Annotated in this window: 11 protein-coding genes; 2 read left to right on the plus strand and 9 right to left on the minus strand. The window is 40.4% G+C overall.

Features of this window, described 5'->3' with window-relative positions; translation table 11 throughout:
- Nucleotides 1–512: DNA repair protein RecO (locus JWQ85_RS00620; RefSeq protein WP_299462352.1), on the plus strand; the 512-nt coding region annotated here is incomplete at its 5' end.
- An 11-nt stretch (nucleotides 513–523) separates the two neighbouring features.
- Here the strand turns inward: JWQ85_RS00620 and JWQ85_RS00625 are convergent.
- Nucleotides 524–1045, minus strand: a complete 522-nt coding sequence (locus JWQ85_RS00625) for a hypothetical protein (protein WP_299462355.1) — start codon at nucleotides 1043–1045, stop codon at nucleotides 524–526.
- A gap of 124 nt (nucleotides 1046–1169) precedes the next feature.
- Between JWQ85_RS00625 and JWQ85_RS00630 the strand changes: the two genes are divergently transcribed.
- Complete coding sequence (locus JWQ85_RS00630) at nucleotides 1170–2099, plus strand: hypothetical protein (protein WP_299462358.1); 930 nt, start codon at nucleotides 1170–1172, stop codon at nucleotides 2097–2099.
- Between the two features lie 88 nt (nucleotides 2100–2187).
- Here the strand turns inward: JWQ85_RS00630 and JWQ85_RS00635 are convergent, their stop codons facing one another.
- The 8 genes from JWQ85_RS00635 to typA form a co-directional block, all read right to left on the minus strand.
- Nucleotides 2188–3282 carry an AI-2E family transporter gene (locus tag JWQ85_RS00635; RefSeq protein WP_299462361.1) on the minus strand — a complete coding sequence of 365 codons (1095 nt, stop codon included), beginning with the start codon at nucleotides 3280–3282 and terminating at the stop codon, nucleotides 2188–2190.
- Nucleotides 3283–3443: 161 nt separating this feature from the next.
- The gene (locus JWQ85_RS00640) at nucleotides 3444–3686 is read right to left on the minus strand and encodes a hypothetical protein (protein ID WP_299462364.1); all 243 of its coding nucleotides are present in this window, start codon (nucleotides 3684–3686) and stop codon (nucleotides 3444–3446) included.
- A gap of 243 nt (nucleotides 3687–3929) precedes the next feature.
- Nucleotides 3930–4847 (minus strand): glycosyltransferase, encoded by a 918-nt coding sequence (locus JWQ85_RS00645; protein WP_299462367.1) that lies wholly within the window; start codon nucleotides 4845–4847, stop codon nucleotides 3930–3932.
- A gap of 44 nt (nucleotides 4848–4891) precedes the next feature.
- On the minus strand, nucleotides 4892–5662 hold the full coding sequence (locus JWQ85_RS00650; RefSeq protein ID WP_299462370.1) for a class I SAM-dependent methyltransferase: 771 nt from the start codon (nucleotides 5660–5662) through the stop codon (nucleotides 4892–4894).
- Between the two features lie 6 nt (nucleotides 5663–5668).
- On the minus strand, nucleotides 5669–6322 hold the full coding sequence (locus JWQ85_RS00655; RefSeq protein WP_299462372.1) for an FkbM family methyltransferase: 654 nt from the start codon (nucleotides 6320–6322) through the stop codon (nucleotides 5669–5671).
- The gene (locus JWQ85_RS00660; protein WP_299462375.1) at nucleotides 6319–7635 is read right to left on the minus strand and encodes a flippase; all 1317 of its coding nucleotides are present in this window, start codon (nucleotides 7633–7635) and stop codon (nucleotides 6319–6321) included. Before JWQ85_RS00660 ends, JWQ85_RS00655 begins: the two co-directional genes overlap by 4 nt.
- 82 nt (nucleotides 7636–7717) lie before the next feature.
- A complete protein-coding gene (locus JWQ85_RS00665; RefSeq protein ID WP_299462378.1) occupies nucleotides 7718–8716 on the minus strand; it encodes a tectonin domain-containing protein in 999 nt (332 codons plus the stop codon).
- A gap of 108 nt (nucleotides 8717–8824) precedes the next feature.
- A complete protein-coding gene (gene typA, locus JWQ85_RS00670) occupies nucleotides 8825–10636 on the minus strand; it encodes a translational GTPase TypA (protein WP_299462381.1) in 1812 nt (603 codons plus the stop codon).
- Nucleotides 10637–10815 lie beyond the last annotated feature (179 nt).

The following is a 10815-nucleotide window of genomic DNA, read 5'->3' on the forward strand; positions in this document are numbered from 1 at the left end:
TAGCCGAACTTAAGAATTCGCCTACGCTGCAAACCATCCCTTACGATGTAATAAAAAGCTGCATTGTCATGTTCCTGAACGAGGTGCTATACAAAGCCGTAAAGCAGCAAACGCCTGATGAAACCATATTCGATTTTATATTTAATGCCATTGAACTGCTTGACCATAAAACCAGCAGACTGGCAAATTTCCACTTGTTGTTTTTAGTCCAGCTAACGCGATACCTGGGCTTTTATCCGCATGGCGGATCAATGGCCGAAGCCAATTTTTTCGATATGAAAAATGGAGTGTTCAGCAATTATAAACCAGACAGCATATCGTACCTGTCGCCCCCCCATACCAAAAACTTTTACACCCTTTTACAAAGCAACTTCGGCAATATTGACAACGTTAAACTTAGCAACGACGAACGCCGTTACCTCATAAACAAACTGCTGGAATACTACGCTATGCATATTGAAGGCTTCGGCAACATCCGGTCGCATGAGGTGCTGGAAGAAGTTTTAGGATAGATCAGTCAATGTTATTTGGGGTTATATTGAAAATCAACCCCGCCCAGTATCGTTTCTGCTTCAAACTTTGCTTTCAGCAATTCTGCCATAGTAATTTCGCCGGTTTTGTATCGTGAGAAAGTATAGTCGAGATACCTCCAGGCTGTGCGGCAGCTATTTGCTTTTGTACCTAAATTAAACGCGGTAATTAAGGTTATAGATGCCGTTGAAGCAAATGAAACAAAGGGTAAGTAATCTCTATAACTTACAGTTGCTGTGCTACCGGCAATAAATGTTGTGACAAAAACAGATGAGATGATGGCAATACAACCCAATATTACATAAGTTAAATGCAATTGAGTGGCCATATCATTATAAGTACTTAATGTTCCGATTATACTATTCTCAATATCTTTTAGTACATCTTCTGAAGATGAGGAGTCTGATGACTTTTGTAATTTAAAAAACCGAAAAATAAAAAAAATGGAGCAGGCTAGAACAACAATTATTACGGAAAAAATAACAATCTCGGTAGTTAAGGATAAATCTTTCATATACAATCAATTAATTTTTGAATTAAAATTAAAAAAAATTAACCGCATCCATGTTTAAATAAAAATATTAACAAAAGCATAATATATATATTTTAGCCGAATGCCAATCATCAATAAAAGAAGAATGAAACCCCTCCTAATTGTTATAGCTACAGTAATTTGCCTTATTTATATAGGTTGCGGCCCCAAGAAAAAGGAAAAATCTAAAATATCTTTTAAAAGCATTGAAGGCATTACCTTTTTAGAAGTATCACGGCTTCAAAAAAATGGGTTATCGTATAACGAGTATGGCTTCCATTTATCGCCAGATTGGAAGCTGCGTTTTGTATCTGAAGATTCGGCAGCACTATATAGCCCGGTTAAAAAGCAGTATTTAAATTTTCCGCTTGCCCTGGGCACCGATTCGGTTTTTAACACCGCCCACGCTTTCTTAAAAATGAGGCATATGAGCAAAGATAGCCTGGTGCTTGAACTGCTGGAAGCTAAGGGAGATTCCATGAATATTAACGCATCGCGCGTTACCATGCGTTTGTTTTCTGAAGATTACATTAAGAACAAATTACATACAGACATTGCCACCCTGCAACGCCCAAACCGCAAAGACAGTATTTATATAAAAGGACTGGTAGATAAAGCCAACGCCGATATTAAAAAGGCGTTTGCAGCATCGCAACCGGTGCAGCTGATAAGCAAAAGCCCGCAGGTTACGGTTGTAAAACGGGTAACCAAACCAAGTTACATTGATAACAACTTTAGTACGGATGATGATTACCTGGACCCTAATTATAACATCACCATCAACAAAGCTTACAAGGAGTTTGATTACATTTTTTCGGTAACGGTAGATAGCAAAGGCGTGATGCATTATGGCAAACCACTGATAGATTTTATGGGCGACCCTGATTTTGAGAAGCATTATATAAAAATGAGCACGGCCATAATGGAGAGCTACCTAAAGCTATATCTTACTACCATACCGGGGCAAACATTGGGAATGCCACATGCAAGTACAATATCGTTAAACGTAAGGGGTATTGTTGCAGCTAAGAAATAGGTTGTCAGATAGTCTATCTCTTCACTTTTATTTTTGATAATACCAAGCCGTCTATTATCAAGGCTGTGCCGGCGTGTATGATTAATGCTTATTTACCGCTTTTAAACATGCGGGTAATAAAATTACCCTCTTCGCCTTTTTTTTCTTTTGGCGGGCCTATTAGGTAGGCATAATCTTTTAGCGGCTCGCAGTGGTCGCAAACTATTTTAAACATCCCCAGCAATGGCACAGCCAGTATCATACCCGATATACCCCAAACGGCTTCGCCTACTACAATAATAAGTATGGTAAACAGCGGGTTAATGTTGAGTCTGTCGCCTACTACCAGTGGCTCCAACACATAGGTTTGAATAAGCTGTACTAAACCATAAGTAATTAGCACACCTATTACCACTGTAATATCGCTGCTTTGCGCCAGAGCCATTAAAACGGTTATTGATGTCCCGGTAATGTTACCGGCAAAAGGCACCAGTTCCAATATACCACACAACACCGCGAAGAACAGGGCATTGTTAACGCCTGCTATTGTAAAGCCAATGCCATACATTATCCAAAGCATTACTATCATCAGCCCCAGCCCGCCCAAGTAGTTTTGGGTTACTTTGCCGGCATTATCCAAAACGGCTTCGGTTTCTTTACGGTTATCGGGCTTAAACAACCGCAGTATAAATTTTTTAAAATGGCCCCTGTAAAAAATGAACAGGAAAGTATAAACCAGTACCAATATCATATCAATCAAAATACCGGCTAATGAACCTATAAGTGTGGTAACCATACCTGCGGCCTTGCCCATACTGTTACCTTGCTGTTCCTTAATTATCTTTTGCTGCTCGCGATGTGATATACCAAAGTGCTGTTTTACATAATCTTTAAAGCCGGCAATTATACTATTTACCCGCTCTTCGATCTTTCCAAGATCATTTACCAGATCGCTTAATTGATATTGCAGCATAGTAACAAGCCCTCCTATTACAATTAGTAAAACCACTACACTTAAAATGGAGGCAAAGCCATTACTCATACCTTTGCTTTGCAACCAATGGCATATTGGCAAAAGCAGCATGGATAACACTACGCCAAAAGTAAGAGGTATTAATACGGCCGAGGCTATATAAAGAATGCCAAAAACCAATACAAAAAGCAGCAGGATACGAAGGGTTTGATTGAGATAGGTGATATTCATTTAGATATCTGTTTTTTAAACCACGGAGGACACGGAGAGAAAAACACAAAGAGCACGGAGTTAATTTTAGCGGTATTAAACATTAACAGATATTTATAACGCTTAAACTCGGTGCTCTCTGTGATTATCTTTGTGGCCTCTGTGGTAAAAATCTTATTCTGTTAGCCTAATATACGTTTCTTGATATACTCAATGGCAGAATCGGCCAGTTCGTTACCGCCGGTTTGCACAACACAGCCATCATCCTGGATAGTCAGCTCGGCTTCAATGTTATCTTCAATATGTACAATAAGCTTGTTTTGCTCTTTCTCTACCCGGCAGGATACTTCGCGGCCCGAGTAATGCATCTCGAACTCGTATTTGCCATCTTTATGGGCTGGGGTGGTATCTTTCTCTTCTATCATGGTTTAGTTTCTTTTTAGGTATAACACCAAAGAACGCACCAATGTTTTATAAACAAAAAAGAGAAAACTTGGGGTTTTCTCTTTTTATGTTTTTACTGACCTCATTATATTATAAAGAACAATTGGTTGGGTAGGATATATAATAATTAGTCAAATATAATATCTATATACTTAGTAGACAATATAAAAGTGATATATTTTTACTAACAACATTTATATAATTTGGCCAAATGTTAATAATTTTTACTTTTTCGACAAATATTTTGCCTTTAGTTGCTTAGCAAGGCGTAGTCCACGCTGTAAAAGGCTGCCTTTCCTGTTTTTTAAAAAGTGTTTTATGGCATGATAAGCCTGTTCATTCTCTTTTAATACATCCGGATAATACTGAATGGGCTGTTGCGCTACCTGTACACCGTACATATGTTCGATATTGGAGTGCACGCCGGTACCGTCATGCCCTATATTATGGATCAACGAATGACTGGGGTTAAGCGTAAGCCCATTTTTTAGAAAGACCGATGCATACCAGCGTATAGCCCATGAGTTATTCTTACGGGCTTTAAACTCCTGCATCTGCTTCCAGAAATTCATGGTACCATCTATTGAGAAGCGTTCTATTTTTTCGGCATCAAATTGTGCCATAAGCTTGTCAATATCCGGTTCAAAGTTTTTCCAGGCGCGTGCCCAAGTTGCCCAGCCCCAGCTGGTGGCCGACCGGAAGAAGAATGTTTCGGGCAGGGTTTTATCCGGCAGATCAAACATATAGGCGCCAATATGCATTACCTGCTCCTCATCGGCATAGCGCGCTAAAGCATCATTAAAATATTGCAGTGTGTAGGGCGACGATACCAGGTCATCTTCAAATACAATTACATTGCCGTACTCGTTAACCAACTGTGTAACCCCGCTAATGATAGAATTGGCCAGGCCCATGTTTTGCTCACGCTCAATAACTTCAACCGATTTAAAGCCTGATACCCCGGCTGCAATCTTCCTGACCGCGTCAACACTTGCTTTATCTGCATCTGTTTTTGCACCATCAGAAAAAATGAACAAACGAGATTCAGCCGCCAGCAAATTTTTTTGCAAATAGCTAATGGTTTGGCTCGTATGGTCGGGCCGGTTGTAAACAAAAAGCGCTATGGGTGCAGTGGTAAGCAATTAGTGATTTATTGAATTAGTGATTTAGTGATTACTTCTATCGCTTAAAATATATCCGCTTGTTTATCCGTTTTGGTGCAAAGTACCGTGTAGGCATTGGCCAGCTTCTCGTTAAACTTATCACTTAACTTAACCAGTACATTCTTTACAGCATATTCTGCCGCAATTCTCATTTCGGCAATAAAGCTTTTTGATCTCTTCTGATTAATAAAAGTATTGAAGCGGGTAACCTCGGGTTCTATAATTGAAGTAAGGTCTTTTTTAATCTCGAAGCCTTCTGTCTGCAATAGATACCTTAATGATGTTGGGGTATAAACATTGATATGCCCATAAGCCAGGAAATGCTTTATGCGCTTATCAACGCCGGGCTTATAGTCAATGGGTACTTCTATCACAAAACTCTTGCTCACGCGCTTAATTTCGCGCAGCAGCAGGCGTTCATGCTCTACATGTTCTAACACGTGCGACAGGATAATTAAATCGAAGCTATCATCCTCAAACGGCAGCTTATAACCATCAAACTCCTGTACCGATACCAGGTTCCTGATATCGCGCGACTTAATGTGCACAACGCCACTATCAGATATTTCAACAGCGTGATATTCGGGCGCGAAATTTTGGTCAGACAATAATTTTAGTATGCTACCATCGCCGGCACCAACTTCAAGCACTTTTTTGAACGATTGCCCTTTGCAAACATCAATAATATGCTGCGCCTTATACTTGGCGCCCAGCATACGCCAGGCCTCGTCATGGGTCTTATAAAATTCGTCGTACGCGTTTTTTACGTTGCCGCTTATAATTTCTTGTGCCATATTATATTAAATATCCAGGCAATTATCCGGTTTATAAAATACCGAAGTTGATTTACGGTAGAATAACCCAGGCGATATACCGCTAAGTAACAAATGCTTAAAACCTTTATTCAGCAAAAAATCTACCCCTTCTTTATACACTTCACGTTCAGAATCATCCAGTACCACAACTCCGTTGGGGGTTAAGGCTTCAACTGCCTGCTTGCAGCAGTTAACCCTGTCGCGGCCATCAACTATAATGATATCAAATTTTTCATCCAGTTTAACCGGCATACGGCAGTAATCGCCATCGCGCTGCAGTTCGCAATATATCAGTTCAGAGTTATCAGGCTTATCGGTAGATTTTTCAATCTTATCAAACCATTGCTTATCATGCTCAACAGATACCACCACACCGGCATATTTGGCATAAAAGTAGGTGGAGTTGCCAGATCCAAACTCAAACACGGTATGTTCTTTAGTAAGCCTGGTTTTTATAAAATCAATAAAAGAGTAAGTAACCCATGGTATTGGGCTGCCATTTTGGTCTACAGGCGACCTGCTATCAAATGCTTTGAACCAGCCTATATCTTCCAGGTAACCCTTTTTATTAAACGACAGCAACGCACGCAAATGCGATGGGTTGGTTAATACTTTTATTAGTGATGTAAATGTGCTCAACGCTTTATGATTTTTTGAAACAGTGAAATTAAAAATAATGCCTTTAACATCATAACGCCCTGCCTGCTTACTTTTGGTATTAGCAATACAAAAAAGGCCGATCCGGCATAGGCAATTAAGGTGGCAATTGCAGCCCCCATCATCCCCATCTTGGGGATAAGTATAAGGTTAAGCACTATATTTACTATAGCGCCAAAACCCGTGCGCCAGAAGGTGAGCTTTACATAGCCCTCGGCTATTAAATACTGGCTGTTAGCGGCACCCAAAAACACAAACACACCCGACCATATATGTACCGATAACGTCGGTGCTGCGTAAGCATATTCGGGTGTGTAAACTTTATATATTAAATGAGATGTAAAGGTTATAATAATAGCAGCGGGCAAGCTCAGGTAAACCATAAGGCCGTACAGGTTTTGGATCCGCTTTTTGTATCGTTCCAAATCATCCCGCCGGGCATTTAATATGGCGGGGAAAAGCGTGGTTACAATAACCGTAGGTATAAAATTCCATGCCTCGCTTAATGATGCCACTGTTGCATATGCACCAGCTTCTTCTGTGCCAGATATGTTTTGAATCATTAGCTGGTCTATCTTCATGTATAACGAAACCATTATACCAGATATGATCAACGGCCAGGAATATTGCAGCAATTTTTTTGCAAGTTCGCTACTATATACCCAGTTAAATATATTACGGCCTTTACGCTGATAAGTAAAATAATACCCTGTTGCCAATAGGAAAAAATCTAAAGCATAGGCATACACAAAAGCAATAAGCGGCATTTCAAGGTAAATTAATACCAGCTTTATTGCCGCAGATAATAGGTTGCCCGTAACCTGCACCTGCATGATGTATTTAGATTGTACCTCCGACTGGAAATAAGAATCGATAACGTTAAAGGCCTGAACAATACCTATTACCGAAAATATCAATACATAAGTATAGGGCGTGCCCTTTGCCGGATAGATCTGGAAACACAGCCATATCAATGGGATACACGCTATGCCTGCAAAGACCTTCATCCAAAAAGATGTACCTAATATGCGGTCGCGATTTTTAGGGAACTGGTGCAGTTCTTTAACTATAAACTGATCGAGCCCCAGTGTTGCAATAGCCGAAAATAAGTAAATATAGGTAATGCCTCCGGTAATGATTCCTAACTTATCCTTACTTAAATATCGGGCTACAGCAATATTTACTATCAGTTTAATAAGCAGGCTACCCACCTTGCCTACAAAGGTCATCCCCGTATTTTTAAAATACTTTTCTAAAGCCTGCTGATCAAATCCGGGGATGCTGGGTATGCGCATAGTTGTTTTGCAAATGTATCAAAAAAGAGAAAGCCCTGATAATTATCAGGGCTTTCTAAACATTTAATATCAGGCTATGCGATTATTGATTGTGCAGCACATTATCCTTATCCAGCCACCAAGCTTTACCATCGGGTGTTACAGATATATTTGTACCGCCGGTAATATGTAAGTTATTCCAGTTAAAGGCGCCATCCCATTTATAAATATCAGGGTTACCGGAGCCATCATTTTTGCCGGTTATAAATACGCTGCCATCGGCACCAATACCAATGTCTGATGCCAATATATTATTAAATGCCGACCAAAGATAGTTACCGCCAAATACATAAATAAGGCCCGATTTATTCACCACCCATGGGGTGCCCTGCGGCGAAACAGCTATACGGATAGCGGCGCAATCCAGCATATCTTCCCAGGCTGTGCCTGTCCACCTCATAATATTATTACCGCCCGTTGGCGAAGTTTCAATGTTGCCGATAGCAAACACAGCACCGTTGGCACCTATGGCAATATCGGTTCCCTTACCGGGCATTTCATCCCAGCCGGTACCATTATATCTCAATATTTTGTGAGCCTTAGTGACTACCCATGGCACGCCGGTTGGCGAAACAGCTACACGCACGGCACCACAATCGGGCAATTTGTTGAGTGTGTTATCTACCAATTTTGAAATACTGTAACCACTGCTTGCCGATGTACTATCTGTACCTATAATAAACACTGAACCATCTGCGCCTATACCAATATCTTTTCCTTCTATTACCATTGGCATAACTTTAACCAGGCAGATAGCGGTTATATTGTACTGTTTACTTTTGGCTGTCATGGTGGTTTGGCCTTCTTTTAAGGCTACAATAATACCTTTATCATTTATTGACGCAACGGTACTATCAGACGACGTCCAGATGATCTGCGAAGCATCATATCTCCTTGCCAATAGTTGTTTACCGCTGCCCACCTGCAGTTCCAGATCGGTATAATTGAGTGTTATTGAGTCCGGCTCAACCTCGGCGTTTTTTACGCATGATATGGCGGATAGCATTACGCAACAAACTAAGAGTAGTAAAATTCTTTTCATTGATTTAGGTTACTGGTTAAATATAGTAATTATTGACCTGGTAATATCTTACAAAAAGAGTCCCCTGTAATTAAACCGGGGACTCTTTTAATATTAGATAGCTAATGATTACTGTGAAGTAAATTTCTTAGCGTTAATCCTTCTTTCGTTCTCGTTAAGGAATATTTTACGCATACGGATACTTTGTGGTGTAACCTCAATGTATTCGTCGGCTTGTATGTACTCCATTGATTCTTCTAACGAGAATTTAATAGCAGGCGCGATACGCACGTTGGTATCGCTACCAGATGCACGCATGTTTGTTAACTGCTTACCTTTAGTTAAGTTAATAACCAAATCGTTATCGCGGATGTGCTCGCCTAAAACCTGTCCTTCGTAAACATCAGTTCCCGGATCAATGTGGAAACGACCACGATCCTGTAACTTATCTATTGCGAAAGCAGTGGTTTTACCAGTATCCATAGATACCAATACACCATTTAAACGACCCGGGATAACACCTTTCCATGGTTCGTATGCTTTAAAGCGGTGTGCCATAATAGCCTCGCCACCTGTTGCAGTTAATACGTTGTTACGTAAACCAATGATACCACGTGCAGGGATATCAAACTCAAGGTGTTGTAAATCGCCTTTAGGCTCCATTACCAACAGGTCGCCTTTGCGCTGTGTTACCAGCTCAATAACTTTACCTGCAACTTCGCCCGGTACATCAACTATTAAAGTTTCAACCGGCTCGCATTTAACACCATCAATTTCTTTAACAATAACCTGTGGTTGGCCTACCTGTAATTCGTATCCTTCGCGACGCATGGTCTCGATCAATACTGATAAATGGAGGATACCACGGCCGTACACTAAGTATGAATCTGGTGATTCGGTTTCAACAACCTTAAGCGCCAGGTTTTTCTCCATCTCTTTGTACAAACGGTCACGTAAGTGGCGTGATGTTACAAACTTGCCTTCTTTACCAAAAAACGGTGAAGTGTTAATGGTGAAAAGCATGTTCATGGTAGGCTCGTCAATATGGATAACTTCCAATTGCTCTGGTTTGTCAAAATCAGCGATGGTATCGCCAATGTCAAAACCTTCAATACCTACTACAGCACAAATATCGCCCGAGCTAACAGATGTAGCTTTAACTTTACCTAAACCTTCAAAAGTATATAGTTCTTTTATTCTTGATTTTTGAATAGTGCCATCGCGTTTTACTAACGATACCGGCATGTTTTCTTTAATGGTACCACGTGCCACACGGCCAATAGCAATACGGCCTACAAACGAAGAGTAATCTAACGATGTGATCTGCATTTGTAAAGTACCTTCTTCTATAGGTGCCGGCGGGATGTTAGCTAAAATAGCATCCATCAACGGGAAAATATCCTCTGTAGGCTGTTTCCAGTCGGTGCTCATCCAACCCTGTTTTGATGAACCGTAGATAACCGGGAAATCCAGTTGGTCTTCAGTAGCTTCAAGGTTAAAGAATAATTCAAAAATTTGTTCGTAAACTTCTTCTGGGCGGCAGTTTTCTTTATCTACCTTGTTTACAACCACAATTGGCTTTAAGCCTAAAGCCAAAGCTTTTTGGGTTACAAAGCGGGTTTGAGGCATAGCGCCTTCAAACGCGTCACAAAGTAATAAAACGCCGTCAGCCATTTTCAATACACGCTCTACCTCACCGCCAAAATCGGCGTGACCAGGGGTATCAATAATGTTGATCTTAACATCTTTATACATTACCGAAACGTTTTTTGAAACGATGGTGATGCCACGTTCGCGCTCCAGGTCATTGTTATCCAGTATCAGTTCACCGGTTGATTCATTGTCCCGGAAGATAGAACAAGCATGTAATATTTTATCCACCAGGGTAGTCTTGCCGTGGTCAACGTGAGCGATGATCGCTATATTTCTTATTTTTTGCATTGAAATGCGCCTCTAAATTTTGCGCAAAGGTACGGTTATTTAATCAAATTTTAAAACACATGCAAGTAATTGCGCGAAATAGTGATTTTAGCTTAACATTGGCGTGATATTTTGAACGTTTTATATTGAGTTAGTTGTTAAAGCCAGCGTGGGAGTTAATAAAATAAATTTAAGTTTAA

The organism is Mucilaginibacter sp., from assembly GCF_028288105.1.
GTDB lineage: Bacteria > Bacteroidota > Bacteroidia > Sphingobacteriales > Sphingobacteriaceae > Mucilaginibacter.

Coding starts and splice junctions, on each gene's coding strand:
- JWQ85_RS00660 (WP_299462375.1), bottom strand. CDS start 7,635: ATGCGCATACCCAGCATCCCCGGATTTGATCAGCAGGCTTTAGAAAAG.
- JWQ85_RS00635 (WP_299462361.1), bottom strand. CDS start 3,282: ATGAATATCACCTATCTCAATCAAACCCTTCGTATCCTGCTGCTTTTT.
- JWQ85_RS00650 (WP_299462370.1), bottom strand. CDS start 5,662: ATGGCACAAGAAATTATAAGCGGCAACGTAAAAAACGCGTACGACGAA.
- JWQ85_RS00630 (WP_299462358.1), top strand. CDS start 1,170: ATGAAACCCCTCCTAATTGTTATAGCTACAGTAATTTGCCTTATTTAT.
- typA (WP_299462381.1), bottom strand. CDS start 10,636: ATGCAAAAAATAAGAAATATAGCGATCATCGCTCACGTTGACCACGGC.
- JWQ85_RS00625 (WP_299462355.1), bottom strand. CDS start 1,045: ATGAAAGATTTATCCTTAACTACCGAGATTGTTATTTTTTCCGTAATA.
- JWQ85_RS00640 (WP_299462364.1), bottom strand. CDS start 3,686: ATGATAGAAGAGAAAGATACCACCCCAGCCCATAAAGATGGCAAATAC.
- JWQ85_RS00665 (WP_299462378.1), bottom strand. CDS start 8,716: ATGAAAAGAATTTTACTACTCTTAGTTTGTTGCGTAATGCTATCCGCC.